Origin of the sequence: Klebsiella sp. 28 (assembly GCF_018223905.1) — a bacterium.
Taxonomy (GTDB): Bacteria; Pseudomonadota; Gammaproteobacteria; order Enterobacterales; family Enterobacteriaceae; genus Klebsiella; species Klebsiella pneumoniae.
The window spans coordinates 75,046-99,844 of the sequence record NZ_JAGRQY010000009.1; the positions used below are offsets into that span (position 1 = coordinate 75,046).

Consider the following 24,799-nt stretch of genomic DNA (forward strand, 5'->3'; position numbering starts at 1 on the left):
GGCGCAGGCCTTAGAAGAAGACCACGTACACCGCTGCCGCGACGATAAAGCGGTAGATAGCGAACGGAATGAACGAGATCCGTTTGATCAGCTGCAGGAAGGTTTTAATCGCAATCAGCGCCACGATAAACGCCATCACGAAGCCGACGGCGAACATCGGGACGTCGCCCATGTTCAGGAAGCCGATGCTCTTGTAGACGTCCAGCACGGTGGCGCCCATCATCATCGGTACCGCCAGCAGGAAAGAGAACTCCGAGGCCGCATAGCGGCTGACGCCCATCAGCATGCCGCCGGAGATAGTCGCCCCCGAGCGGGAGAAACCTGGCCACAGCGCCAGGCACTGAAAGCAGCCGATGACGAACGCCTGACGGTAGGTCATATCGTCAATCCCGACCGCGCGCGGCTGTTTCGGCTTCAGCACTTCCGCTGCAATCAGCAATACGCCGCCGACAATCAGGGCGTACATCACGTTCACCGGGTTAAACAAGGATTTAATGGTGTCATGGAAAATCAGCCCCATCACCACCGCGGGGATCATGCCGAGAAGGATATGGATAAGCGACAAACGGCCGCTGCCCTGGCCTTCATGCGCCGGCGGTTTCCCGAAATGGATGCCGATCAGGCCGAACAGGCGACGCCAGAACATCACCACCACGGCGAGTATCGAACCTAACTGAATCACCACTTCAAAGGTATTTGCGGTATCACCTTCAAACCCCAGCAGGTGACCAACAATAATCATATGACCGGTACTGGAAACAGGTAAAAACTCTGTCAAACCCTCAACCACACCCAATATTGCCGCCACCAGCAGCGAGTGTATATCGCTCATCCAATTAAACCCTTTAAAAAAGTAAAATGAAAAAAACCAGGAACACGGTATCGTTCAACAGGCATAACCCGGCTGCCAGAGCGCGCGTAATCCGCAGCGTACAGGAAGTACACACGGATTCGTCCACCGTTCTGGAAGGACATCGCCAGTAAAATTGCCTGATGACCGGATGCTATGACCGGTATAAACGCAATTTGTTTAACAAGTATGACCTGAAAAGTTTTGTTTCAGATTAAGGCCACGTTCAATAATCACCCCGACGTTTGCCGCGCGAGCCACGGCGCCAGGTTTGCTGACTTTTATGCGCACCCATGGCGACTGGAATGTTTCCAGCAGCAGGTCGGCCACCTCTTCCGCCACCCGCTCCACTAACGCAAATTTCCCCCCCTCCACATGCGCGATCACGCGCTCGCTGATATCAGCATAGCTGAGGCAATCGCTGACATCATCGCTGGCGGCCGCCTTGCGGTTATCCCATGCAATTTCGATATCGAACACCAGCTTCTGCTCAATGGTTTGTTCCCAGTCATAAACACCAATGGTGGTGATTACCGAAAGTTGCTCTATAAATACAATATCCATCACGCCCTGCCTGCTTTTTAGCTAAACCGGATACCACTTCCGGCGAATTATGCGTATTATCCACAGATGCAGAGAATACAACGACATTTTCAAAACGGAACAGCGTTATGAGTGCAATCGCGCCTGGACTGGTACTCCTCGCCTACCTCTGCGGCTCCATTTCCAGCGCCATTCTGGTATGTCGCCTTGCTGGCCTGCCCGACCCACGCGACAGCGGCTCAGGCAACCCCGGGGCCACTAACGTACTACGAATTGGCGGAAAAGGGGCGGCCGTAGCGGTACTTATTTTTGATGTGCTGAAGGGCATGCTCCCGGTGTGGGGCGCCTGGGCGCTGGGCCTTACGCCGTTCTGGCTGGGGTTAGTGGCGATTGCCGCCTGCGTGGGCCATATCTGGCCAGTCTTCTTTCATTTCCGCGGCGGTAAAGGCGTCGCCACGGCCTTCGGCGCTATCGCCCCCATCGGGCTCGATCTGACCGGGGTGATGGCCGGGACCTGGCTGCTGACCATCCTGCTCAGCGGTTACTCTTCCCTGGGCGCTATCGTCAGCGCGCTGATCGCCCCGTTCTACGTCTGGTGGTTCAAACCGCAGTACACCTTTCCGGTGTCGATGCTCTCCTGCCTGATCCTCCTGCGCCATCACGACAACATTCAGCGTCTGTGGCGCCGCCAGGAGAGCAAAATCTGGACCCGCGTGAAGAAGAAAAAAACGCCAGAGCAGAAGTAATCTCCCCTCCTGGCTCCGCCAGCCGGGGAACTCCCCTGCGCTAATCGCGCCTTTCATCCGCCCTTTTACGCCTCCTCGCCATCAAAGGCGATCATCGCCGCCTCCCCCTTTTGTAACAATACGTTAGCAGCATGGAAAGGCAAAAGTTGCGCTGGCGGCTGGCGGCGCAGCGCAACCCGATCCGCCGCCTTTTCCGCCGCGCCCAGGCTGCGGATCAGGATATTGACGGCAAAGATTATCCGGGTGAATAATCCGGAGCGGTTATGCCGCTTTCCCCTCGCGCCCGTCGCGACGCTCCGGGTTACGGATGACATAAGCGTTTCGTATGACCGGGATAAACTCCCGCCGATCAATACTCATTGCTGCTGTTTTATCTTGATTTTGCAGGGGCGCAACATTGCACGGCACCGTGTTACCACCACTCAAAAAAGGCTGGCAGGCCACGCTGGATCTCCGCTTTCAGCAGGCCGGCGGCAAGACCGTTCTCGCCAGCGCCCAACACGTCGGCCCGCTGACCGTCCAGCGCCCGTTTTACCCGGAAGAAGAGACCTGTCACCTCTATCTGCTTCACCCGCCCGGCGGCATCGTCGGCGGTGATGAGCTGACAATTAGCGCGCACCTTGCCCCCGGCTGCCATACGCTGATAACCATGCCTGGCGCCAGCAAGTTTTACCGCAGCAGCGGCGCGCAAGCGCTAGTTCGCCAGCAGTTGACCCTTGCCCCGCAGGCGACCCTGGAGTGGCTCCCGCAGGATGCCATCTTCTTTCCCGGGGCGAATGCCCGGCTGTTCACTACCTTTCATCTTTGCGCCTCCAGCAGGCTGCTGGCCTGGGATCTGCTCTGCCTTGGCCGCCCGGTGATTGGCGAAACCTTCAGCCACGGCACCCTCAGCAACCGGCTGGAGGTATGGGTGGACGATGAGCCGCTGCTGGTCGAGCGCCTGCAGCTGCAGGAGGGAGAGCTCTCCAGCGTCGCCGAACGTCCCTGGGTCGGCACTTTGCTGTGCTATCCGGCTACCGATGCCCTGCTCGACGGGGTGCGCGACGCGCTGGCGCCGCTCGGTCTCTACGCCGGCGCCAGCCTGACCGACCGCCTGCTGACGGTGCGTTTCCTCAGTGACGATAATCTGATTTGCCAGCGGGTGATGCGCGACGTATGGCAGTTTCTGCGCCCTCATCTTACCGGCAAATCTCCCGTACTTCCCCGAATCTGGCTGACTTAAGAGAACGTTATGGAACTGACCCCCCGAGAAAAAGACAAGCTGTTGCTGTTTACCGCCGCGCTGGTGGCGGAGCGTCGCCTGGCCCGCGGCCTGAAGCTCAACTATCCGGAGTCCGTGGCCCTGATCAGCGCCTTTATTATGGAAGGCGCTCGGGACGGCAAAAGCGTGGCCTCGCTGATGGAGGAAGGCCGTCACGTCCTGACCCGCGAGCAGGTGATGGAGGGCGTCCCGGAAATGATCCCGGATATCCAGGTCGAAGCCACCTTCCCGGACGGCTCGAAGCTGGTCACCGTTCACAACCCGATTATCTGAGGTAGCGCCATGATCCCCGGTGAATATCACGTTAAGCCCGGTCAGATAGCCCTGAATACCGGCCGGGCAACCTGTCGCGTGGTCGTTGAGAACCACGGCGATCGGCCGATTCAGGTCGGTTCGCACTACCATTTCGCCGAGGTTAACCCGGCGCTGAAGTTCGACCGTCAGCAGGCCGCCGGCTATCGCCTGAATATCCCGGCGGGCACGGCGGTACGCTTTGAACCCGGCCAGAAACGCGAGGTCGAGCTGGTGGCCTTCGCTGGTCACCGCGCCGTCTTCGGCTTCCGCGGCGAGGTTATGGGCCCTCTGGAGGTAAACGATGAGTAATATTTCACGCCAGGCCTATGCCGATATGTTCGGCCCAACCGTCGGCGACAAGGTGCGCCTGGCGGATACCGAGCTGTGGATCGAGGTGGAGGACGATTTGACCACCTACGGGGAAGAGGTCAAATTCGGCGGCGGCAAAGTGATCCGCGACGGCATGGGCCAGGGGCAGATGCTGGCCGCCGACTGTGTCGACCTGGTGCTCACCAACGCGTTGATCGTCGATCACTGGGGGATCGTTAAGGCCGATATCGGCGTGAAGGACGGCCGGATCTTCGCCATCGGCAAAGCCGGTAACCCCGACATCCAGCCCAACGTCACCATCCCCATCGGCGCCGCGACGGAAGCGATTGCCGCCGAAGGAAAAATTGTCACCGCCGGCGGGATCGATACCCATATTCACTGGATCTGTCCGCAGCAGGCGGAAGAGGCGCTGGTCTCCGGCGTGACCACCATGGTCGGCGGCGGCACCGGCCCGGCCGCGGGCACCCATGCCACCACCTGCACCCCGGGCCCGTGGTATATCTCACGCATGCTGCAGGCGGCCGACAGCCTGCCGGTCAATATCGGCCTGCTGGGCAAGGGAAACGTTTCTCAGCCGGATGCCCTGCGCGAGCAGGTGGCGGCGGGCGTTATTGGCCTGAAGATCCATGAGGACTGGGGCGCCACCCCGGCGGCGATCGACTGTGCGTTAACCGTCGCCGATGAAATGGACGTCCAGGTCGCCCTGCACAGCGACACCCTGAATGAATCCGGTTTTGTGGAAGACACCCTCGCCGCCATCGGCGGGCGCACCATCCACACCTTCCATACCGAAGGGGCCGGCGGCGGCCATGCGCCGGACATCATCACCGCCTGCGCCCACCCGAACATTTTGCCGTCGTCCACCAACCCAACGCTGCCCTACACCCTCAACACCATCGATGAACATCTCGATATGCTGATGGTCTGCCACCATCTGGACCCGGACATCGCCGAGGACGTGGCCTTTGCCGAGTCGCGCATTCGCCGGGAAACCATCGCTGCGGAAGACGTGCTGCACGATCTCGGCGCCTTCTCGCTCACCTCCTCCGATTCGCAGGCCATGGGCCGCGTCGGAGAAGTGATTCTCCGCACCTGGCAGGTGGCGCATCGCATGAAGGTGCAGCGCGGAGCGCTGGCGGAGGAGACCGGGGATAACGACAACTTCCGCGTGAAGCGCTACATCGCCAAATACACCATCAACCCGGCGCTGACCCACGGCATCGCACACGAAGTCGGATCCATTGAGGTGGGTAAGCTGGCTGACCTCGTGGTCTGGTCACCAGCCTTCTTCGGCGTGAAACCGGCCACCGTGATCAAAGGCGGCATGATCGCCATCGCGCCGATGGGCGATATCAATGCCTCTATTCCGACCCCGCAGCCGGTGCACTACCGCCCGATGTTTGGCGCGCTGGGCAGCGCCCGCCATCACTGCCGCCTCACCTTCCTGTCGCAGGCGGCGGCAGCCAATGGCGTTGCCGAGCGGCTGAACCTGCGCAGCGCGATCGCCGTGGTGAAAGGCTGCCGTACGGTGCAGAAAGCCGACATGGTGCACAACAGCCTGCAGCCTAACATCACCGTCGACGCCCAGACCTATGAGGTGCGGGTGGATGGCGAACTTATCACCAGCGAGCCGGCAGACGTTCTGCCGATGGCGCAACGATATTTAATGAGATGGTCACTCCCTCCTTCCCAGTACTATGCTGAGGACAGGCTTTCATTCGGAGAACCATCATGGAAAACATTGCGCTTATTGGTATCGATCTGGGTAAGAACTCTTTCCATATTCATTGTCAGGATCATCGTGGGAAGGCCGTTTACCGTAAAAAATTCACCCGACCAAAGCTAATCGAATTTCTGGCGACATGCCCGGCAACAACCATCGCGATGGAAGCCTGTGGCGGTTCTCACTTTATGGCACGCAAGCTGGAAGAGTTAGGGCATTTTCCAAAGCTGATATCACCGCAATTTGTCCGCCCATTCGTTAAAAGCAACAAAAATGACTTCGTTGATGCTGAAGCTATCTGTGAAGCAGCATCACGTCCATCTATGCGTTTCGTGCAGCCCAGAACCGAATCTCAGCAGGCAATGCGAGCTCTGCATCGTGTCCGTGAATCCCTGGTTCAGGATAAGGTGAAAACAACTAATCAGATGCATGCTTTTCTGCTGGAATTTGGTATCAGCGTTCCGCGAGGTGCTGCCGTTATTAGTCGACTGAGTACCCTTCTTGAGGACAGTAGTTTGCCTCTTTATCTCAGCCAGTTACTGCTGAAATTACAACAGCATTATCACTATCTTGTTGAGCAGATTAAAGATCTGGAATCTCAGTTGAAACGAAAGTTGGACGAAGATGAGGTTGGACAGCGCTTGCTGAGTATTCCCTGCGTTGGAACGCTGACTGCCAGTACTATTTCAACTGAGATTGGCGACGGGAAGCAGTACGCCAGCAGCCGTGACTTTGCGGCGGCAACAGGGCTGGTACCCCGACAGTACAGCACGGGAGGTCGGACGACATTGTTAGGGATTAGCAAGCGGGGCAACAAAAAGATCCGAACTTTGTTGGTTCAGTGTGCCAGGGTATTCATACAAAAACTGGAACACCAGTCTGGCAAGTTGGCCGACTGGGTCAGGGAGTTGTTGTGTCGGAAAAGCAACTTTGTCGTCACCTGTGCTCTGGCAAACAAGCTGGCCAGAATAGCCTGGGCACTGACGGCGCGACAGCAAACTTACGAAGCATAAAGGCAGAAATACACCAGTTTAAACAATCATTCATCTGGTTTTGCGAATACTGATATTGATGATACTAACGGCCCACCGGCCTGTTGAGGAACCTGTAAAACGGAAAGGCTCATTGAAGCCGTATATTTTCTGGAGGTTCATCAGGCGCGGAACTCATCGAGGCGCGGGAATAAAATCCCATTCAGACGCCGGATAGATTCAAGCAAGCCAACTTGTCGTCAAAATCGGTGTTGCAAAAACGGGAGTGACCATAGATTCTGTTTTAAGGAGAGCGGATGCTTTATTTAACTCAACGTCTGGAGATCCCCGCCGCCGCGACCGCCAGCGTTACGCTGCCGATTGATGTTCGCGTCAAAAGCCGGGTTAAGGTCACCCTCAACGATGGCCGGGAAGCCGGCCTGCTGCTGCCCCGCGGCCTGCTGCTGCGCGGCGGCGATGTGCTCAGCAACGAAGAAGGCACCGAGTTTGTGCAGGTGATTGCCGCTGATGAAGGGGTGTCGGTAGTGCGCTGCGACGATCCCTTTATGCTGGCGAAGGCCTGCTACCACCTCGGCAACCGTCACGTGCCGCTGCAGATTATGCCGGGCGAGCTGCGCTACCATCACGATCACGTGCTGGACGATATGCTGCGCCAGTTCGGCCTGACGGTGACCTTTGGCCAGCTGCCGTTCGAGCCGGAAGCCGGCGCTTACGCCAGCGAGAGCCACGGTCATCATCATGCTCATCATGACCACCACGCTCACAGCCACTAGCATGTCGACAGCGGAACAACGCCTGCGGCTGATGCAGCTGGCCAGCAGCAACCTGCCGGTAGGGGGTTACAGCTGGTCCCAGGGGCTGGAGTGGGCTGTGGAAGCCGGCTGGGTGCCGGACGTCGCGGCCTTCGAGCGCTGGCAGCGACGCCAGATGACGGAAGGCTTTTTTACCGTTGACCTGCCGCTGTTCGCCCGCCTGTACCGCGCCTGCGAACAAGGCGATATCGCTGCGGCCCAGCGCTGGACCGCCTATCTGCTGGCCTGCCGGGAAACTCGTGAACTGCGGGAGGAAGAGCGCAACCGCGGCGCGGCGTTTGCCCGTCTGCTGAGCGACTGGCAGCCGGACTGTCCGCCGCCGTGGCGCTCCCTGTGCCAGCAAAGTCAGCTCGCCGGGATGGCCTGGCTCGGCGTGCGCTGGCGTATCGCCCTGCCCGAGATGGCCCTCAGCCTGGGCTATAGCTGGATTGAGAGCGCCGTGATGGCCGGCGTCAAGCTGGTCCCCTTCGGCCAGCAGGCCGCCCAGCAGCTGATTTTACGTCTTTGTGACCACTACGCGGCCGAGATGCCCCGCGCGCTGGCCGCGCCGGACGGCGATATCGGATCGGCCACCCCGCTCGCCGCCATCGCCTCTGCCCGGCATGAAACCCAATACTCTCGATTATTCCGTTCCTAGGAGAAGCCATGAACTCTTATAAACACCCGCTGCGCGTCGGCGTCGGCGGCCCGGTCGGTTCCGGTAAAACCGCTCTGCTGGAAGCACTGTGTAAAGCGATGCGCGATACCTGGCAGCTGGCGGTGGTCACTAACGACATCTATACCAAAGAAGATCAGCGCATCCTCACCGAAGCGGGCGCGCTGGCGCCTGAACGCATCGTCGGTGTGGAAACCGGCGGCTGCCCGCATACGGCGATCCGCGAAGATGCCTCAATGAACCTCGCCGCCGTGGAAGCGCTGAGTGAAAAGTTCGGTAACCTCGACCTTATCTTCGTGGAAAGCGGCGGCGATAACCTGAGCGCCACCTTCAGCCCGGAGCTGGCGGATCTGACCATCTACGTCATCGATGTGGCCGAAGGGGAGAAGATCCCGCGCAAAGGCGGACCGGGGATCACCAAATCCGATTTCCTGGTGATCAATAAAACCGACCTTGCCCCCTATGTGGGCGCGTCGCTGGAGGTGATGGCGAGCGATACCCAGCGTATGCGCGGCGATCGCCCATGGACCTTCACCAATCTGAAGCAGGGCGACGGCCTGAGCACCATTATCGCCTTCCTCGAAGACAAAGGCATGCTTGGCAAATAGGCCTGTTGCACCAGCCGGGCGCAAGCGCGTCCGGATGGTGCAGCCTCTGCTCTCTCTTTATATCATCCTGCCTCCACCTCCGCGCCACGCCTGCCCTGCAATATGGCATAAGGTTTGCTAATTCAAGTCATGCCTAACCATTAAGGAATGACTATGTCATCACTGGATCTTAACCCTGAATTACCCGCGACAACGCGGACTTCCGGCTCCCGGGAAACCTTAGAAGATTACACCTTACGTTACGCCCCGCTGAGCTTTCGCCGCTGGGGTCCGGGCGTCGTCGCGGTCACCGCGCTGGGCGGCATCGCCTATCTGGCCGACTTTTCCATCGGCGCCAGCATCGGTATGGCCTGGGGCACCAGCAACGCCATCTATTCGATCCTGGTGGCGGCGCTGGTGATCTTCCTCACCGGCATTCCGCTGGCGATCACTGCCGCGCGCTACAACATTGACCTTGACCTGATCACCCGCAGCGCCGGCTTCGGCTATTTCGGCTCGGTGATCACCAGCATTATTTTTGCCGGCTTCACCTTTATCTTCTTCGCCCTCGAAGGCTCGATCATGGCCCAGGGCCTGCTGGTGGGCCTCGGGATCCCGCTGTGGATGGGATATCTGATCGCCACCCTGATGGTGCTCCCGCTGGTGGTCTATGGCATGAAAGCCCTGACCCGCCTGCAGGTGTGGACCACGCCGCTGTGGCTGGTGCTGATGGTGGTGCCGGTGGTGTGGCTGATTGTCAAAGATCCGCAGCTGGTGGACGGCTTCCTGCATTTCGCCGGTAAAAACAGCGCGTCGACGGTGGATATTACCGCCATCATGCTCGGCGCCGGGGTATGCCTGTCGCTGATCATGCAGATTGGCGAGCAAATTGATTACCTGCGCTTTATGCCGCCTAAGACCGCGGAGAATCGTAAAAGCTGGTGGCTGGCGGTCTTTTCCGCCGGCCCGGGCTGGGTGGTGTTAGGGGCGATCAAACAGATCATCGGCGCCTTCCTCGGCTTCTATCTGTTGACCCGTTTCCCGGCGGTGCACAATACCGAACCGGTGCAGCAGTTCGTCAGCGTCTTCGATAACCTGGTGCCCGGCTGGCTGGCCCTGACGCTGGCGGTGGTGCTGGTGGTGATCTCGCAGATCAAAATTAACGTCACCAATGCCTACTCCGGCTCGCTGGCGTGGACCAGCGCCTGGACCCGCACCACCAAACGCTATCCGGGACGGATTATTTTTGTGGTGGTCAACCTGGCGATTGCCCTGGCGCTGATGGAGGGCGATATGTTCAGCGCCCTGTCATGGATCCTCGGCTTTTACTCCAACTTCGCCATCGCCTGGGTCGTGGTGGTGGCGACCGACATCACCTTTAATAAAGGCTTGCTCAAGCTGGCGCCGGCGCAGCCGGAGTATCGTCGCGGCATGATCTACAACGTTAACCCGGTGGGCGTGGTCTCCTTTGGTCTGGCCGCCGGGCTGTCGATCTGCGCCTTCTTCGGTCTGCTGGGGGCGACGCTGGCGCCGTTCTCGCCGCTGATTGCGCTGGTCGTCGCCTTTGTCATGACCCCGCTGATGGGGCTCCTTACCCGCGGGCGCTACTATATTAAGCAGGTGGATGACGGCATCGCCGAGCCGCGCTATGACGCGGCGGGGAACGCCTCCACCACCGTGTATCAATGCGTTAGCTGTGAGGAAGAGTACGAGCGCCCGGACGTGATGCACTCGCACAAGCATCAGGGAGCCATCTGCTCGCTATGTAAAAGTATGGAGTAGTCAGGAAGGCAGGCCGACGTGACGTCGGCCTGTTTCAGGATGCGTTAGGCGGCAGGCAGCTCGGCCAGCGGCCAGCGCGGGCGAACCGTCACGCCGAGCTCGGCTTTGGCGCCGGTTTGCAGACGCACCATGCCGGCGTAGGCGATCATCGCGCCGTTGTCAGTACAGAACTCAGGGCGGGCGTAGAACACCTCGCCGCCGCGTTTTTGCATCATCTCCGCCAGCTTCGCCCGCAGGGTACGGTTGGCGCTCACGCCTCCCGCCATCACCAGACGCTTAAAGCCGGTTTGCTCCAGCGCGCGGCGACATTTAATCATCAGCGTATCGACGACCGCATCCTCAAACGCCCGGGCGATGTCGGCGCGGGTTTGCTCATCGTCGCCGTTGCTGCGAATGGTGTTGGCGGCGAAGGTCTTCAGGCCGGAGAAGCTGAAGTCCAGCCCCGGACGGTCGGTCATCGGCCGCGGGAAGACAAAGCGGCCTTCGGTGCCCTGGGACGCCATTTTCGACAGCATCGGCCCGCCGGGATAATCCAGTCCCAGCAGTTTCGCCGTCTTATCAAAGGCTTCGCCCGCCGCATCGTCAATCGACTCGCCCAGCAGTTCATACTGACCAATACCGGTGACGCTAATCAACTGGGTGTGGCCGCCGGAAACCAGCAGCGCGACGAACGGGAACGCCGGCGGATTATCTTCCAGCATCGGCGCCAGCAGATGCCCTTCCATATGGTGTACCGGGATCGCCGGCACGTTCCAGGCGAAGGCCAGCGACCGGCCAACGGTCGCCCCGACCAGCAGCGCGCCGACCAGGCCTGGACCCGCCGTATAGGCGACGGCGTCGATATCTTTCGCCGTCAGACCGGCTTCTTTCAGCGCCGCCTGGATCAGCGGCACCGTTTTGCGCACGTGGTCGCGCGATGCCAGCTCCGGCACCACGCCGCCGTAATCCGCATGCAGTTTCACCTGACTATACAATTGGTTGGCTAACAGACCTTGCTGGTCGTCATAAATCGCGATGCCGGTTTCATCGCAGGATGTTTCAATGCCCAGTACACGCATGAGTTGTTTTACCTCGCTTCAATACCGCGCAGTGTAGGTCCAATGACCGGCGATGTAAAACTTTGCTCACCCCCGGTGCTCTCTTCGTGTATACTCCTCACCCTTATAAAAGTCCCTTTCAAAAAAGGCGCCGGTGCTTTACAAAGCAGCAGTAGTTGCAGTAAAATTCCGCACCATTTTGAAATAAGCTGGCATTGCGGCCAGCGGCAAACCGAATTAATCAAAGGTGAGAGGCACATGCCGGTAATTAAAGTACGTGAAAACGAGCCGTTCGACGTAGCTCTGCGTCGCTTCAAGCGTTCCTGCGAAAAAGCAGGTGTTCTGGCGGAAGTTCGTCGTCGTGAGTTCTATGAAAAACCGACTACCGAACGTAAGCGCGCTAAAGCTTCTGCAGTGAAACGTCACGCGAAGAAACTGGCTCGCGAAAACGCACGCCGTACTCGTCTGTACTAATCTGTTGAGAGCGACGCTCTCAATTCAGACCGAGTTGTAGTTGTAAGGCCGTGCTTCCGAAAGGAATGCGCGGCTTATTTTCGTTTATAGTCATCAGAAATAACGGGGCTTATGGCTGGACGAATTCCACGTGTATTTATTAGCGATCTGCTTGCCAGAACCGACATCGTCGATCTGATCGATGCGCGGGTAAAGCTGAAAAAGCAGGGCAAAAATTTTCACGCGTGCTGTCCGTTCCATAACGAAAAAACCCCCTCTTTCACCGTCAACGGTGAAAAACAGTTTTACCACTGCTTCGGCTGCGGGGCGCACGGCAATGCTATCGACTTCCTGATGAACTACGACAAGCTCGAGTTCGTGGAAACGGTCGAAGAGCTGGCCGCCATGCACAACCTCGAAGTGCCTTATGAAGCAGGCAACGGACCCAGCCAGATAGAGCGCCATCAACGGCAGAACCTCTACCAGTTACTGGATGGTCTGAATGCGTTTTATCAACAGTCTCTGATGCAGCCCGCCGCCGATCCTGCGCGCCAGTACCTGGCGAAACGGGGGTTAAGCAGCGAGGTGATTACGCGCTTTGCCATCGGCTATGCTCCCCCAGGTTGGGATAACGTTTTAAAACGGTTTGGCGGCAATCAGGAAAACCGCCAGTCGCTTATTGATGCCGGCATGCTGGTCACCAACGATCAGGGACGCAGTTACGACCGCTTCCGCGAACGGGTGATGTTCCCCATCCGCGATAAGCGAGGCCGGGTGATTGGGTTTGGCGGACGGGTGCTGGGCGATGCCCTGCCGAAGTATCTGAACTCCCCGGAAACCGACATATTCCATAAAGGCCGCCAGCTGTATGGCCTGTATGAAGCGCAGCAGGATAACCCCGAACCACCGCGTTTGCTGGTTGTCGAAGGGTATATGGACGTCGTGGCGCTGGCGCAGTACGACATTAATTATGCCGTGGCCTCGCTGGGTACCTCGACCACGGCCGACCATATCCAGCTGCTGTTCCGGGTGACGAATAACGTCATCTGCTGCTACGACGGCGACCGGGCCGGCCGCGATGCCGCCTGGCGCGCGCTGGAGACGGCGCTGCCGTACATGACCGATGGTCGCCAGCTACGCTTTATGTTTCTGCCTGACGGCGAAGACCCGGATACGCTGGTGCGTAAAGAGGGCAAAGCGGCGTTCGAGGCGCGGATGGAGCAGGCTCAGCCGCTCTCCACGTTCTTGTTTAACAGCCTGCTGCCGCAGGTCGATCTGAGTACTCCGGACGGGCGCGCGCAGCTGAGCACGCTGGCGCTGCCGCTGATAACCCAGGTCCCGGGCGAAACGCTGCGCATCTATTTGCGTCAGGAGTTGGGCAATAAGCTGGGCATTTTAGATGACGCGCAGCTTGAACGATTAATGCCAAAACAGGCGGAAAATGGCGCGCCGCGTCCCGCACCGCAGCTAAAACGCACGACCATGCGTATACTGATAGGACTGCTGGTGCAAAACCCGGATCTGGCGCCGTTAGTCCCGCCGCTGGAGGGACTGGACTCGCGCAAAATGCCGGGACTGAGCCTGTTCAGCGAACTGGTGAAGAGCTGTCTGGCGCAGCCTGGTCTGACAACCGGGCAACTTTTAGAGCAATATCGCGGCACAAAAGAGGCGGCAACCCTTGAAAAACTGTCGATGTGGGACGATATAGCAGATAAAGACATCGCTGAACAAACCTTCACCGACTCGCTCAACCATATGTTTGATTCACTGCTGGAACTGCGACAGGAAGAGTTGATAGCTCGCGATCGCACACACGGTTTAAGCAGTGAAGAACGCCGGGAGCTCTGGACCATCAGCCAGGAGCTGGCGAAAAAATAAATGACAGACAATATCCTTCACGTTGTATCAAAGCAGTAAGAAAACGCAGAACAACGTGAAGGAAAAGTATTTAACGGCTTAAGTGCCGAGTATCGATCGGGAAGCCCCCGACAGCCGCGCAGAGGCGCAGCGGCAATAATATAAGTACGCCCTCGCTTTAAATGTCGACAGCCCGTCTGCCGACACCAATCAAACGAATTAAGTGTGGATACCGTCTTATGGAGCAAAACCCGCAGTCACAGCTGAAGCTTCTTGTCCAACGTGGTAAGGAGCAAGGCTATCTGACCTATGCCGAGGTCAATGACCATCTGCCGGAAGATATCGTCGATTCCGATCAGATCGAAGACATCATCCAAATGATCAACGACATGGGTATTCAGGTGATGGAAGAAGCACCGGATGCCGATGATCTGATGCTTGCCGAAAACACCGCGGATGAAGATGCTGCCGAAGCCGCCGCGCAGGTGCTCTCCAGCGTGGAATCCGAAATCGGGCGCACGACCGACCCGGTGCGTATGTACATGCGTGAAATGGGTACCGTAGAGCTGCTGACCCGTGAAGGCGAAATTGACATCGCCAAACGCATCGAAGACGGCATCAATCAGGTGCAGTGCTCCGTTGCCGAATATCCGGAAGCGATCACCTACCTGCTTGAGCAGTACGACCGCGTTGAAGCGGAAGAAGCCCGTCTGTCCGATCTGATCACCGGTTTCGTCGATCCGAACGCCGAAGAAGATATGGCGCCAACCGCCACCCACGTTGGCTCCGAGCTGTCTCAGGAAGAGATGGATGACGACGAAGACGAAGACGAAGATGAAGACGCCGACGACAACAGCGATGACGACAACAGCATCGACCCAGAGCTGGCCCGTGAGAAATTCGCCGAGCTGCGTACCCAGTACGAGCTGACGCGCGACACCATCAAAGCCAAAGGTCGTAGCCATGCCGCCGCCCAGGAAGAGATCCTGAAGCTGTCTGAAGTCTTCAAGCAGTTCCGCCTGGTGCCGAAGCAGTTCGATTACCTGGTCAACAGCATGCGCAGCATGATGGATCGCGTTCGTACTCAGGAACGTATCATCATGAAGCTGTGCGTTGAGCAGTGCAAAATGCCGAAGAAAAACTTCATCACCCTGTTCACCGGCAACGAAACCAGCGAAACCTGGTTCAACGCCGCGGTGGCAATGAACAAGCCGTGGTCTGAGAAGCTGCTGGAAGTGAAAGAAGATGTGCAGCGCGGCCTGCAGAAGCTGCAGCAGATTGAAGAAGAGACCGGCCTGACCATCGAGCAGGTTAAAGATATCAACCGTCGCATGTCCATCGGCGAAGCGAAAGCCCGTCGTGCGAAGAAAGAGATGGTTGAAGCGAACCTGCGTCTGGTTATCTCTATCGCCAAGAAATACACCAACCGCGGTCTGCAGTTCCTCGACCTGATTCAGGAAGGCAACATCGGTCTGATGAAAGCGGTCGATAAGTTCGAATACCGTCGCGGCTACAAGTTCTCGACCTACGCCACCTGGTGGATCCGTCAGGCCATCACCCGCTCTATCGCGGACCAGGCGCGCACCATCCGTATTCCGGTGCATATGATTGAGACCATTAACAAGCTCAACCGTATCTCCCGTCAGATGCTGCAGGAGATGGGCCGTGAACCGACCCCGGAAGAGCTGGCTGAGCGTATGCTGATGCCGGAAGACAAAATCCGTAAAGTGCTGAAGATCGCCAAAGAGCCTATCTCCATGGAAACGCCGATCGGCGACGATGAAGATTCGCATCTGGGGGATTTCATCGAGGATACCACCCTCGAGCTGCCGCTGGATTCTGCTACCACCGAGAGCCTGCGCGCGGCAACGCATGACGTGCTGGCCGGCCTCACCGCTCGTGAAGCGAAAGTGCTGCGTATGCGTTTCGGTATCGACATGAACACCGACCACACGCTGGAAGAAGTGGGTAAACAGTTCGACGTTACCCGCGAACGTATCCGTCAGATCGAAGCGAAGGCGCTGCGTAAACTGCGCCACCCGAGCCGTTCTGAAGTGCTGCGTAGCTTCCTCGACGATTAATCGTCGCGGGGCATCGTCTACAGCCTGTTAAAAAGCTCCCTGCGGGGAGCTTTTTTTATGGCGTTCAGGTGGCCATCCCGGGAAAGTCGCCTCTCTCCGCTACTGGCCGCGGGTTGCCAGGGCATCGTCCAGTTCACGATAGGCCGCCACCAGCTTATCGAGCGTCGCCCGGTTTAAGCCGCTGGGATTAGGCAGCACCCACACCTGGGTCGTCCCGATGCTCATAGCCTGTTTCCCCCACTTCGCGCCGCGCTGGTTAAAGGCCAGCTCGAAGGCCTGCTTGCCGAGCACCGCCAGGGCCTGCGGCTGATACTCCTCAATTTTCCGCACCAGCTCACGGCCGCCGCTGCGTAACTCCTGCAAGGCGACCTCGCTGGCCTGCACCGTCGGACGCTCTACCAGCATGGTGATGCCGCAGCGCGTATCCAGCAGCTGCAGCTCCTCTTCCGGCCTGAGCTGCCGATCGGTGAACCCGGCCTGATGGATGACCTTCCAGAAGCGATTGCCAGGATGGGCAAAATGAAAGCCGGTATGGGCGGAGGACTTCCCCGGGTTGATACCGCAAAAGACAACGCGCAGGCCCGGCGCAAGGATATCGCTAATCATGTTTTCTCCGGCTGTATGGCTAAAACATGATTATAAAGGATTGAAAATGCATTGCTTATAAAAACAGCAGCTGCGCGCTTTACGCTGGATTGCAATCGCCAGTTACTTTATAATCCCTCGCCACGGCCCCTTAGCTCAGTGGTTAGAGCAGGCGACTCATAATCGCTTGGTCGTTGGTTCAAACCCAACAGGGGCCACCAAATTTTAGCTTTAAAATCAAACAAAAAAGCCACTTTTTCGAGTGGCTTTTTTGTTGCCTCGTAATGGGATGGCGACAGGACAGCTGCACAAACCGCCAGGCAATTCTCTGACATTGATGCTTTGTAAACATCCCGTTAAGTTAACAAAACCAGAATAACTCGTCCTTTATTCCCATTTTCAGCGCAGCAATCGATAAAAGATAACTCCGGTATCGTTAAAACTAACAAGAAAAGTCTGGCAATATGCACATACAACAATTACTTTTATCAATTTATTGAATATTAAAACAATCTTTAGATTTCTTTATCATGCACATCATGTGTTCAAGTTCAACCGGCTGCGAAAACAAATAGCCTTGGAAAAAAACCAACCCCATCCCCTTCAATTTATTGAACTTTTCCAAACTGTCTACCCCCTCTGCGATGCAATCGCTCTGCGTTAACTGGCAGTAATAGATAAGACTTTTTATCAATGCCATAGCATGTGGGTCGCGTTGGAAATCGTTAATAATACTCTTATCCAGTTTGTAACCGCAAAAACGTGCCAACCTTATCGGAAAAATCACGCTGTTTTGCGAAAAACAGTCATCAAGAAAGATACGAAAGCCTCGTTCTTGAATTTTCCGCATATTCGCTATCGTATTTCCTTGTTGTGTGAGGTCGACAGTTTCAGCAAATTCTAACACCAGACAATCGGCCCACAGCGGATTATGCAACTGCAACCATGCAGTTTCCATCAAACAGATAAGATGGTGATGGTGCGCGATGCAGGTCGGTATATTGACGGTAAAATAAAATTCGCCCTGATAGCGATTGATACCCTGCACCGCTTCTTGCAGAACGAAAGCTGTAAGCGAGAACCAAATGGCTTCTGACTGTATGTTCGGCAGAAACTCGGTTGGTAGCAGAACGACGCCGTCCTTTCGCCAACGCGAGAGCACTTCAATGCCTTTAATATGCAGATGGATATCGACAATGGGCTGGAAGACAGGATAGACCTGACCGTTCTGAATGGCATGAACTAGCTCGCTTTCAAAAGGGGTGGGCGTGGCCAAAGCTTGCACTGCCTGGCATTCTTTTCGGCTATCCGTAAAGCAGTTGACCTGCTGCGTAAAAGACTCAACCATCATTATTAATCCTGAAGATCTTTACTTAAAGTAGAGTTTGGACGACGCCGTAAATATATATATCCAAATGGCGACATTGAATTTTTCAAGCTGTAAAACAGAATATTATATATCTTTCACTGACCGTAAATTTACTGATAGATAAATGTTACTCCGATGAGGGACTGAACATTTCCCGCAGTAACCTGACCTATGGTACGGGCATAATTCGCAGTTAAACCGAGATTCACCGGTGAAGGGCCTACCGTCCCCAAAGAGATAGTGTTGTTTGCAGAAACAATCGCTCCATTACGTGTCATTTGCACGCCAACGCCCTGTGCTGGAGAGGCAGAAGCAGTGTTAGCAAATATCGAATTTGCACTATCTGTAGTCGTACCGGAGAGATAGTAACTAAGATTTTGATTCTGTGCGCAATGAACGGTAACCGGCACGGCCATCGATCCCGGATAATTAGGAAGCGTCATTGTGACATCTCTGGCAGAAACATCGCAGCCACCAGTAGGGACGACTACATCTCTCATTGAGTATAAGTTCCATGTAAATTTTACGGTCTGAATATTACCTCCGCTCGTAATATCAGACCCTACCTGATACATTACTAACTGTGCGAATCTCGTACCACCTTTAATCGCGACACTACTCGCTGCAGAAATTGGAGTTAAGTAAAGCTGAGTATTCCAGGGTACATAACTACCTGATGTAAAATTATGAGGAGATGTAGCGCTTCTCAATGGAAAAGTATAGGAAGAGCCATAGTATCGAAGAGTACCAGTAAAGTTAGATAGAGCCCCACCATACATCGAACCAAAAAGCATCATAACATTATCATTACGATGTGTAGGAGCATCATTCCTACACACCACTGAACGGGAAATATCAACAACTAAGTTCTGCCCTACTGCAATAGTGGGCTGAAGATTGACGTATACATTCACAGAACCAGGACCAGCCATACTGTGAAGAGTTTGGCCTGAAGCATCCATACAAGAAAATGCCCAAACATTGATAGACCAGCCTGCTAATAGCAAGACGGTAAACTGAGGGATAAGTTTATTCATTCACATATTCTCCTTGCTCAAGCATAGCTGTAGGTGACGTTAATAACCGCCTGAATAGTTCCCTGGGTAGCACCACCTTTCACAGATAGTACCCGTACCTTGAGCGGAAAACTCGCCGACTGAGAGCTATCGTCAACTTGTACTAACTTCGCTGCCCCATTATTAAGTCTCCTACCGCTGTCGTCCTGCAATTCGAGCTGAATATTGCCCGCTGTTCCCTGATTTTTATAATAACCTGTATTGTCCACCATACCGCTAAAGGTAGCGACCACCCGCGAGGTGCCAATTGGACAGTTGGTTAAACTAAGCGCCGTGTCGTGCCACGCTGAAGTGGAACCAGCTGACTTTAGGCTGAAGGTAAAGAGATCGCCGAGATCTATACTAGCGTTGGTAGTTGCGATATTACACGGCCTGGCCACCACTCGACCGTTCACCGTAATGTTGATATCGGCGCCCTGTGACGTGCTGACGCTCATGGACAGTAACCCCACCAGTAGCGCTCCTGCAAATCGATATTTCATTAAAACCTCCGGTTACTGGAATTCAAGGGTAAAGGTTGCTGTCGCATAAACATGGCCAGCGGTGACTGGTACACGGGTTGCCATCAGCCGCGCATAAAAACCCAAGATATTGGTCTGCCCAGGTGTCAAATTCGTCCAAGCGATTGATGATGCAGCCGCATTTATGGGCAGCATCGTTTGCTGATTGTCCAGGATCTGTACCGCCATCCCCGATGCGGCAAAAGCATCACTATCGATTTTTAAAAGTTTGTCATTATTGCTATCCGGAGTGCCGGTAAAGCCAACTTTCACTGCCGTAGCCGAGCTGCCGCAAGGTGATAACACGATGCGAAACGGTAACGCTGGAGTGACAGATCCAACGGCACTGAACTGTTTCACAGCATTATTCATCAGGTCGACGGTAAATTCTTTCGATTCGATGGCGACCGCACAAGCGTTATCGCGCACATAGCCGCTGATTGATATGGTACTGTCAGCCGCAAAAGCGTTCGCACAGATTAAGATCAGTGCAGCTCTCAGAAGGTTAAGTGGTGTATCCATTATCATGCGTTCCTTAACGGCATTCTGCCGATAGCTGGCTCAGCGACTGCCGCTGACTCTCCTCCGGCAAGCGGTAACGGGCCACACAGCTAGCTCCCACCCCTTCACCCCATTTAACCTGTAGGCTTCCAGCAAGCGGCATGCCACTCATATAGGCCTGACCGTTATCAGCTACAATACTGCCGCTCTGACTGCTGCCTGAAGTCACCATTGCACCGAACGGTACCGGTTTACCTTTACGGGTCAGGGTTATCAGCAACTTGACACCAACATGGGCTTTGAAATCTGCTCGCACAATCGCGCCGTGGGTGGGCACCACGCTGACTACTGCATCATCAAGGTCAACATTATCTGCAAGTGTATTGGTATCAAGAGCCACTCGGTTTTCCCGATACTCAGTGGCGTAAGGCACAACCGCATAACCACGCCAGTCGGTGGTCACACCGGTCTGGTTTTCCACTTTGACCCCATCCGCACCCGGCGCTTTCACTAGTACCACTGTATCATTCAGCGGTTGGCTTAAGGTCACACCGTCCCCGTGAGCCAGCACGCCTCCACTGACGCCATAATAGAGTTGCCTGAATCCATCATTGCGACTGTAGCCAAGATTGGCACTACCGTAGCCGCCACGGTAGTTCAGTGCGGCATAGCCAGTGCTGCTAGTATCGGTTTCTCCTCCATTGGCATAGCCAGTTTGTACGCTATAGCTCAGGTTGTTATCTTCCAGAAGAGTGCCGTAAATCCCGGCCAGATTGGTCATTCGGCCATTAAGATCGTGTGACATACTGTAGCTAGCGGAGGTGTGGCGCCATAAGGATTGGCTGTCAGAACGAAGCCAATGACTAAATGGAATATTGACGTTAACCGCCAGCATCTGGTCACGTCCTTGCTGCCAAGCGTTTTTGGTCAGGCTGTAACTTAGCGTCCAGTTGATATCTTCAACCGCGGCGCTCAGTCCTGCTTGCAACTGCTGGTCTGCCTTACCTGTTGTCCAGTAGGTTTGATTGCTGCCGCTCAAATAAAGCGTGGCAGTACGTCCTAACTGTTGGGTAACATTCACCTGTACTTTGCCGCGCTTGTTCCAGGTAAGGTTGTAGTAATCAGTGAATTTCGGTTTCACCTGAATAACGCCATCCTGAGTCTGTACGTCGTAACCGCTCATCCGGCGATAGGCAGTATCAGCAAAATTGTAATAACCTTTTGTAGAATAGCGATAACCCACTAACTGGATATTAGTACCTACATCGCTCAGCGCCTTGTTATACAGAAAGCGAATTGACTGTCCCTGATGATCGCTGTAGTCAGACAACGTGGCGTTCGCCTGAGTAATGTCCAGTGAAAGGGCACCAAAATCACCCATATTTTTTCCCATGCCGAGGTTCACGGCTCGGTAACGTTCAGCAAGTTGAGCGCCACCATAAATTGTCCATCCGGTGGGTAAACCATGTAAAACAGTCCCCTGAAAGAACTTAGGCTCTTCCTGCTGAACGTTGCCACTACGATACTCTCCGGCTGTCAACGCATAGCGGGTATACCCTTCACGCTGTAGCACGGGTACCGTTGACCACGGCACGCTAAAGACCTGACGGGTACCATCGTTTTCTTTAATTGTGACCTGTAGGTCGCCACCACTACTCGCAGCATAAAGATCGTTAATTGCGAAGGGACCAGGCGGTACTGTACTCTGATAAATCTCATAGCCATTTTGTTTGATAGAGACCTGAGCAGTGCTACGGGCAATACCATGGATTACTGGCGCAAAGCCTCTCTGGCTATCCGGCAACATGTTGTCATCACTGGCGAGTTGAGTACCACGGAAATTGAAGCCGTCAAAAATATCTCCATTGGTATAACTATCTCCTAGGGTCAGGCGTGAACGTAGGGGCGTAATATCGCGCTCCAGCCAAGTATTAACGTGTTGCCACTTATTTTTGTTGCGTGAAGTACCGTCGTCACTAGTGTAATTCCAGGTAGTATTATCGCGTAGCCGCCAGGCACCGAGGTTAAGTCCACTTTGCAAGTTTAACCAAGCATAATTGCTGCCGCCGCCGGTATCGTTATGCACATTGTTACCAGTGAAGTTATAGTTGAGCAATCCAGCATTAATGCCGGCATCCCATTGTTCGGGCGGAATATAGCCACGCGCACGATTGCCCATAAAAGCCTGAGGTACGGTGAGATATAACCGTTGCAGACCAACATCAAAATGAGTCGTCGCACCGTTTATAAGTTTGGTTAGCGGAACGCAGGTATCGGCGGTAGGGCGATCGATTCCTTTTATCCCCTCGATGTTCACGCCCATCCCAGCCAGCTGGCTGCGGGCCAGGCAAGGATCTAATCCATGACCTTTTTCGCCGAGGTTAAAGGTGACATCGCGCGTGGTAATAAATCCATCGTTCAGGTAGATATCGACGCGGTAAGTGCCGGGCGGTACCTCCTGTCCATTTTCAAAGTCAGACAGATCCGCCACTGAAGCAGGATCGTCAGCTAAAAAGCGCGGGTTGAAATAGATCTCTGTCTGCGCATGCCCCTCCGACAGAATAAAAAAGAACGCCATAAAGAGTTTAGCCATAGCAGAGATAGCGCAAGGAAGAAACCTTGTGCTAGAGGAACCAAAACGGTCCAGTCCATATTTGAGATGTGACATAGTCCCTCCGGTCTGAATTCGCCCGGTTGTCAGTTCTTATTGTTATTTGTGACGTGGCCCGCCAACGGACCGCTCCGACATTAACGCAATACACCATTCATCGTTGGAGTCAGTGCTCCGTAATCATTAATTGTGCGATAAGTGATGCGGCTACCAGCATCTGGAGGCAATTTAACTGAAGTTTTACCCATCGGCGGCACCAACGCGTTTTCCAGTATCCGGGTTCCGGCGTTGAGCTCGGTCACCGTCAGGTAATAAGGAGTAGGATTCGTAAGCGTCAACGATGATCCACTGCGGCTAAAAGTGAGCTTTTCCGCTGCTTGATCAGGCGCTAGCGCTAATTTCGCCGGACGATAATAGAGTTTAATGCGACTGATAATCGCTAACTGTAAGGTATTATCGCTAAGTTTGGATTTGTCCATTGATGGGATGGCTTTAACATTAACCCAAAATAAACTTTCCCGATCCTGCGGCAACTGGTTATTAGTAGCGTCAATAATCCGTAAAATATTCTCTTTTTTTCCTTGCATAGCGAAAAGTGGTGGTGTAATGACGAAACGACCATCTTTTTCATTTTCAGAATTTTCTATCCAAGACTGGATCAAATAGGTATTACTATCATCATTATTTGTTACACCCAACTGCACTTGTTTTTGTCCAGCTGGATAAATAACCCGGGTAGCACCGAGCGCGACACCAGCCTGTACCATGGTCGAATAACTGCTTGTGGCTAGTAAAAAGAGCCCCACCCAAAATCTTCTTGTAATTCGCAATCTTTTATTCACATTCACTCCTTTTGTGCTTACGGTATTACCTATTTGTCAAATGTCCGCAGGTTTATTACTGGTAGGTGAGAGAAAACCATACTTGTGCGTTTGCCATCCCCCCAGTGACCTGCTTACCAGTTGCCCGATACTTGGCTACAAAATGTAGTGTGGTTGGACCGGTATAGAGCCTCTGCCAGAGGGAAGGTGGACCATTCAAGGGAATCAGCTGATCTTCTTTATTAAAAAACGCGATACCTATGCCAGTAGCGATGCCCGGCCCCTCCCCTACAGAGAGCACATCTGGATTTTTTCCATCAGCTACGCCGCGAAACGATACTCCGACTTGCTGGCTGACCTTTGTACTACAATCTTGAAGGTGTATATCGAATGGCACAGGGCTGGCATCCTCCCCTGTTGAATGAAAGCGATTACTGCTGACTTGCCCCATATTCACAGTCATCTGCTGATCACCTACTTCCACGCGGCAAGACTCTGCAATAATGACCCCATGGAATTGCAAACTTCCCCCAGCTACCATGACGTTCCAGTGATCACCAGCTAGCGCCAGCGGGGGTAGCAGAAACATCAGGAAACCTGTTTTCATTCCTTGCACGTTATTACCCCAATCCCGTTGTGGATAACGGGCCGTCCTGGCCCAAAACGCATCCCTGTCTGATATTGAAATTACTCGTATTGCACTTTGAAGGTGGCGTCAGCGTTAGCAGTACCCGCTGTCGCCGCGCCAGTGGCGTAATAACGAGCCTGGAAAGGAATGATATTGGTGCCGTCGTTCAACGTGGTCGCTGCACTGAAGGATGCTCCATCTAGTGCCAGCGGGGTACCGGTTTTATCAAGGATTTGTACGCCTACATTGGTAGCGCTACCAGCAGCAGAATTCTGAAGCGCCAGAACGCTGGTGTTAGTTGTATCAACTGAGGTACCGGAGAAAGCAACAGACGCTTTGGTAGCAACGGAAGTATCGCAATCGTCTAACTGAATATTGAAGCCAACAGCGGAGCTAGTGCTACCTGCCGTAGCCAGTTTCGCCGAACGAACTTGGCCAAGCTGAACAGTTTGATCGATGGAACCAGCATCTACTGCACAAGCTGCGTTAACGACTTCGCCTTTAAAATGCACTGTACCGCCATTAACGGTGGTGGTATTAGCCAAAGCCGCGGCGGAGCTTAAAGATAGAGCAGACATCGCTGCAATTACAAAAATTTTTGCATTCATAAAAAACCCTTATTTTCAGTAAAATTAGTCATGTACTCAATTTCATCTAATTCAATAACTGCATGTTACTTAACAATAAAAATCATCGTATAATTAA

General features: G+C 54.8%; 26 protein-coding genes, 1 tRNA gene and 1 pseudogene. 15 read left to right on the forward strand and 13 right to left on the reverse strand.

Annotated features, from left to right (window positions below; all coding sequences use genetic code 11):
• Positions 1–10: 10 nt before the first annotated feature.
• Complete coding sequence (gene bacA / locus KHQ28_RS01625) at positions 11–832, reverse strand: undecaprenyl-diphosphate phosphatase (RefSeq protein WP_004144532.1); 822 nt, start codon at positions 830–832, stop codon at positions 11–13.
• Between the two features lie 198 nt (positions 833–1,030).
• Positions 1,031–1,414 (reverse strand): bifunctional dihydroneopterin aldolase/7,8-dihydroneopterin epimerase, encoded by a 384-nt coding sequence (folB, locus tag KHQ28_RS01630; protein ID WP_004150923.1) that lies wholly within the window; start codon positions 1,412–1,414, stop codon positions 1,031–1,033.
• 107 nt (positions 1,415–1,521) lie between these two features.
• Between folB and plsY the strand changes: the two genes are divergently transcribed.
• Together plsY and KHQ28_RS01640 are read left to right on the forward strand one after the other, a co-directional pair.
• Positions 1,522–2,139, forward strand: coding sequence for a glycerol-3-phosphate 1-O-acyltransferase PlsY (gene plsY / locus KHQ28_RS01635; protein ID WP_004144530.1), 618 nt, complete (start codon positions 1,522–1,524; stop codon positions 2,137–2,139).
• 131 nt (positions 2,140–2,270) lie between these two features.
• Complete coding sequence (locus KHQ28_RS01640) at positions 2,271–2,390, forward strand: hypothetical protein (RefSeq protein WP_004217172.1); 120 nt, start codon at positions 2,271–2,273, stop codon at positions 2,388–2,390.
• A gap of 10 nt (positions 2,391–2,400) precedes the next feature.
• Here the strand turns inward: KHQ28_RS01640 and KHQ28_RS01645 are convergent, their stop codons facing one another.
• Positions 2,401–2,547 carry a short-chain dehydrogenase gene (locus KHQ28_RS01645; RefSeq protein WP_004144529.1) on the reverse strand — a complete coding sequence of 49 codons (147 nt, stop codon included), beginning with the start codon at positions 2,545–2,547 and terminating at the stop codon, positions 2,401–2,403.
• On the opposite strand from KHQ28_RS01645, the gene KHQ28_RS01650 reads away from it, so the two are divergent.
• The 9 genes and pseudogenes from KHQ28_RS01650 to KHQ28_RS01690 all read left to right on the forward strand — a co-directional run bounded on the left by KHQ28_RS01650 (position 2,537) and on the right by KHQ28_RS01690 (position 10,575).
• Positions 2,537–3,361, forward strand: coding sequence for an urease accessory protein UreD (locus tag KHQ28_RS01650; RefSeq protein WP_004174349.1), 825 nt, complete (start codon positions 2,537–2,539; stop codon positions 3,359–3,361). The genes KHQ28_RS01645 and KHQ28_RS01650 overlap by 11 nt on opposite strands.
• Positions 3,362–3,370: 9 nt before the next feature.
• Positions 3,371–3,673 carry an urease subunit gamma gene (locus KHQ28_RS01655; RefSeq protein ID WP_002916871.1) on the forward strand — a complete coding sequence of 101 codons (303 nt, stop codon included), beginning with the start codon at positions 3,371–3,373 and terminating at the stop codon, positions 3,671–3,673.
• A 9-nt stretch (positions 3,674–3,682) separates the two neighbouring features.
• The gene (locus KHQ28_RS01660) at positions 3,683–4,003 is read left to right on the forward strand and encodes an urease subunit beta (RefSeq protein WP_002916872.1); all 321 of its coding nucleotides are present in this window, start codon (positions 3,683–3,685) and stop codon (positions 4,001–4,003) included.
• Positions 3,996–5,687 (forward strand): annotated as a pseudogene (ureC, locus tag KHQ28_RS01665) (urease subunit alpha); the annotation flags it as partial. The gene KHQ28_RS01660 and the pseudogene ureC, both read left to right, overlap by 8 nt.
• Before the next feature lie 68 nt (positions 5,688–5,755).
• Positions 5,756–6,760, forward strand: a complete 1,005-nt coding sequence (locus KHQ28_RS01670) for an IS110-like element IS5075 family transposase (RefSeq protein WP_000427619.1) — start codon at positions 5,756–5,758, stop codon at positions 6,758–6,760.
• A gap of 275 nt (positions 6,761–7,035) precedes the next feature.
• Positions 7,036–7,512, forward strand: coding sequence for an urease accessory protein UreE (gene ureE / locus KHQ28_RS01675; protein ID WP_002916875.1), 477 nt, complete (start codon positions 7,036–7,038; stop codon positions 7,510–7,512).
• Between the two features lies 1 nt (position 7,513).
• Positions 7,514–8,188 carry an urease accessory protein UreF gene (locus KHQ28_RS01680; protein WP_016532672.1) on the forward strand — a complete coding sequence of 225 codons (675 nt, stop codon included), beginning with the start codon at positions 7,514–7,516 and terminating at the stop codon, positions 8,186–8,188.
• Positions 8,189–8,196: 8 nt separating this feature from the next.
• Positions 8,197–8,814 (forward strand): urease accessory protein UreG, encoded by a 618-nt coding sequence (gene ureG, locus KHQ28_RS01685; RefSeq protein WP_002916877.1) that lies wholly within the window; start codon positions 8,197–8,199, stop codon positions 8,812–8,814.
• Between the two features lie 153 nt (positions 8,815–8,967).
• Positions 8,968–10,575 (forward strand): cytosine permease, encoded by a 1,608-nt coding sequence (locus tag KHQ28_RS01690; protein WP_004181356.1) that lies wholly within the window; start codon positions 8,968–8,970, stop codon positions 10,573–10,575.
• 44 nt (positions 10,576–10,619) lie between these two features.
• Here the strand turns inward: KHQ28_RS01690 and tsaD are convergent, their stop codons facing one another.
• Complete coding sequence (gene tsaD / locus KHQ28_RS01695) at positions 10,620–11,633, reverse strand: tRNA (adenosine(37)-N6)-threonylcarbamoyltransferase complex transferase subunit TsaD (protein ID WP_002916879.1); 1,014 nt, start codon at positions 11,631–11,633, stop codon at positions 10,620–10,622.
• Between the two features lie 237 nt (positions 11,634–11,870).
• Between tsaD and rpsU the strand changes: the two genes are divergently transcribed.
• From rpsU to rpoD, 3 genes are all read left to right on the forward strand, one after another.
• The gene (rpsU, locus tag KHQ28_RS01700) at positions 11,871–12,086 is read left to right on the forward strand and encodes a 30S ribosomal protein S21 (RefSeq protein ID WP_001144069.1); all 216 of its coding nucleotides are present in this window, start codon (positions 11,871–11,873) and stop codon (positions 12,084–12,086) included.
• A gap of 111 nt (positions 12,087–12,197) precedes the next feature.
• On the forward strand, positions 12,198–13,943 hold the full coding sequence (gene dnaG / locus KHQ28_RS01705; RefSeq protein WP_004149864.1) for a DNA primase: 1,746 nt from the start codon (positions 12,198–12,200) through the stop codon (positions 13,941–13,943).
• A gap of 218 nt (positions 13,944–14,161) precedes the next feature.
• A complete protein-coding gene (rpoD, locus tag KHQ28_RS01710; RefSeq protein ID WP_004174339.1) occupies positions 14,162–16,003 on the forward strand; it encodes an RNA polymerase sigma factor RpoD in 1,842 nt (613 codons plus the stop codon).
• Positions 16,004–16,102: 99 nt separating this feature from the next.
• Here rpoD and mug read toward each other — a convergent pair whose 3' ends face one another.
• The gene (gene mug / locus KHQ28_RS01715; RefSeq protein WP_032418352.1) at positions 16,103–16,609 is read right to left on the reverse strand and encodes a G/U mismatch-specific DNA glycosylase; all 507 of its coding nucleotides are present in this window, start codon (positions 16,607–16,609) and stop codon (positions 16,103–16,105) included.
• A 124-nt stretch (positions 16,610–16,733) separates the two neighbouring features.
• Here mug and KHQ28_RS01720 point away from each other — a divergent pair.
• Positions 16,734–16,809 (forward strand) — tRNA-Ile (locus KHQ28_RS01720).
• A 272-nt stretch (positions 16,810–17,081) separates the two neighbouring features.
• Here KHQ28_RS01720 and KHQ28_RS01725 read toward each other — a convergent pair.
• The 8 genes from KHQ28_RS01725 to fimA all read right to left on the reverse strand — a co-directional run bounded on the left by KHQ28_RS01725 (position 17,082) and on the right by fimA (position 24,702).
• The gene (locus tag KHQ28_RS01725) at positions 17,082–17,939 is read right to left on the reverse strand and encodes an EAL domain-containing protein (RefSeq protein ID WP_032418351.1); all 858 of its coding nucleotides are present in this window, start codon (positions 17,937–17,939) and stop codon (positions 17,082–17,084) included.
• A gap of 128 nt (positions 17,940–18,067) precedes the next feature.
• Positions 18,068–18,994, reverse strand: a complete 927-nt coding sequence (locus tag KHQ28_RS01730; protein WP_020806166.1) for a fimbrial protein — start codon at positions 18,992–18,994, stop codon at positions 18,068–18,070.
• 17 nt (positions 18,995–19,011) lie between these two features.
• Positions 19,012–19,515, reverse strand: coding sequence for a fimbrial protein (locus tag KHQ28_RS01735; protein ID WP_022631404.1), 504 nt, complete (start codon positions 19,513–19,515; stop codon positions 19,012–19,014).
• Between the two features lie 12 nt (positions 19,516–19,527).
• Entirely contained in the window at positions 19,528–20,055 is a 528-nt protein-coding gene (locus KHQ28_RS01740; protein ID WP_031281108.1) for a fimbrial protein, read from the reverse strand.
• Between the two features lie 13 nt (positions 20,056–20,068).
• The gene (locus KHQ28_RS01745; protein WP_032418350.1) at positions 20,069–22,702 is read right to left on the reverse strand and encodes a fimbrial biogenesis usher protein; all 2,634 of its coding nucleotides are present in this window, start codon (positions 22,700–22,702) and stop codon (positions 20,069–20,071) included.
• 80 nt (positions 22,703–22,782) lie between these two features.
• Positions 22,783–23,412 (reverse strand): fimbria/pilus periplasmic chaperone, encoded by a 630-nt coding sequence (locus tag KHQ28_RS01750; RefSeq protein WP_020806202.1) that lies wholly within the window; start codon positions 23,410–23,412, stop codon positions 22,783–22,785.
• A 130-nt stretch (positions 23,413–23,542) separates the two neighbouring features.
• Positions 23,543–24,082, reverse strand: a complete 540-nt coding sequence (locus tag KHQ28_RS01755; RefSeq protein WP_022631439.1) for a fimbrial protein — start codon at positions 24,080–24,082, stop codon at positions 23,543–23,545.
• Positions 24,083–24,153: 71 nt separating this feature from the next.
• The gene (gene fimA / locus KHQ28_RS01760; protein WP_020325031.1) at positions 24,154–24,702 is read right to left on the reverse strand and encodes a type 1 fimbrial major subunit FimA; all 549 of its coding nucleotides are present in this window, start codon (positions 24,700–24,702) and stop codon (positions 24,154–24,156) included.
• Positions 24,703–24,799 lie beyond the last annotated feature (97 nt).

What these genes read in the sequence shown, in the direction of transcription:
- tsaD (WP_002916879.1), bottom strand. Translation starts at nt 11,633, where the DNA reads ATGCGTGTACTGGGCATTGAAACATCCTGCGATGAAACCGGCATCGCG.
- KHQ28_RS01740 (WP_031281108.1), bottom strand. Translation starts at nt 20,055, where the DNA reads ATGGATACACCACTTAACCTTCTGAGAGCTGCACTGATCTTAATCTGT.
- dnaG (WP_004149864.1), top strand. Translation starts at nt 12,198, where the DNA reads ATGGCTGGACGAATTCCACGTGTATTTATTAGCGATCTGCTTGCCAGA.
- KHQ28_RS01735 (WP_022631404.1), bottom strand. Translation starts at nt 19,515, where the DNA reads ATGAAATATCGATTTGCAGGAGCGCTACTGGTGGGGTTACTGTCCATG.
- KHQ28_RS01690 (WP_004181356.1), top strand. Translation starts at nt 8,968, where the DNA reads ATGTCATCACTGGATCTTAACCCTGAATTACCCGCGACAACGCGGACT.
- KHQ28_RS01725 (WP_032418351.1), bottom strand. Translation starts at nt 17,939, where the DNA reads ATGATGGTTGAGTCTTTTACGCAGCAGGTCAACTGCTTTACGGATAGC.
- KHQ28_RS01640 (WP_004217172.1), top strand. Translation starts at nt 2,271, where the DNA reads ATGGAAAGGCAAAAGTTGCGCTGGCGGCTGGCGGCGCAGCGCAACCCG.
- ureE (WP_002916875.1), top strand. Translation starts at nt 7,036, where the DNA reads ATGCTTTATTTAACTCAACGTCTGGAGATCCCCGCCGCCGCGACCGCC.
- KHQ28_RS01660 (WP_002916872.1), top strand. Translation starts at nt 3,683, where the DNA reads ATGATCCCCGGTGAATATCACGTTAAGCCCGGTCAGATAGCCCTGAAT.
- KHQ28_RS01750 (WP_020806202.1), bottom strand. Translation starts at nt 23,412, where the DNA reads ATGGTACAGGCTGGTGTCGCGCTCGGTGCTACCCGGGTTATTTATCCA.
- KHQ28_RS01745 (WP_032418350.1), bottom strand. Translation starts at nt 22,702, where the DNA reads ATGTCACATCTCAAATATGGACTGGACCGTTTTGGTTCCTCTAGCACA.
- fimA (WP_020325031.1), bottom strand. Translation starts at nt 24,702, where the DNA reads ATGAATGCAAAAATTTTTGTAATTGCAGCGATGTCTGCTCTATCTTTA.
- KHQ28_RS01680 (WP_016532672.1), top strand. Translation starts at nt 7,514, where the DNA reads ATGTCGACAGCGGAACAACGCCTGCGGCTGATGCAGCTGGCCAGCAGC.
- KHQ28_RS01730 (WP_020806166.1), bottom strand. Translation starts at nt 18,994, where the DNA reads ATGAATAAACTTATCCCTCAGTTTACCGTCTTGCTATTAGCAGGCTGG.
- plsY (WP_004144530.1), top strand. Translation starts at nt 1,522, where the DNA reads ATGAGTGCAATCGCGCCTGGACTGGTACTCCTCGCCTACCTCTGCGGC.
- mug (WP_032418352.1), bottom strand. Translation starts at nt 16,609, where the DNA reads ATGATTAGCGATATCCTTGCGCCGGGCCTGCGCGTTGTCTTTTGCGGT.
- KHQ28_RS01655 (WP_002916871.1), top strand. Translation starts at nt 3,371, where the DNA reads ATGGAACTGACCCCCCGAGAAAAAGACAAGCTGTTGCTGTTTACCGCC.
- bacA (WP_004144532.1), bottom strand. Translation starts at nt 832, where the DNA reads ATGAGCGATATACACTCGCTGCTGGTGGCGGCAATATTGGGTGTGGTT.
- ureG (WP_002916877.1), top strand. Translation starts at nt 8,197, where the DNA reads ATGAACTCTTATAAACACCCGCTGCGCGTCGGCGTCGGCGGCCCGGTC.
- KHQ28_RS01670 (WP_000427619.1), top strand. Translation starts at nt 5,756, where the DNA reads ATGGAAAACATTGCGCTTATTGGTATCGATCTGGGTAAGAACTCTTTC.
- folB (WP_004150923.1), bottom strand. Translation starts at nt 1,414, where the DNA reads ATGGATATTGTATTTATAGAGCAACTTTCGGTAATCACCACCATTGGT.
- rpsU (WP_001144069.1), top strand. Translation starts at nt 11,871, where the DNA reads ATGCCGGTAATTAAAGTACGTGAAAACGAGCCGTTCGACGTAGCTCTG.
- rpoD (WP_004174339.1), top strand. Translation starts at nt 14,162, where the DNA reads ATGGAGCAAAACCCGCAGTCACAGCTGAAGCTTCTTGTCCAACGTGGT.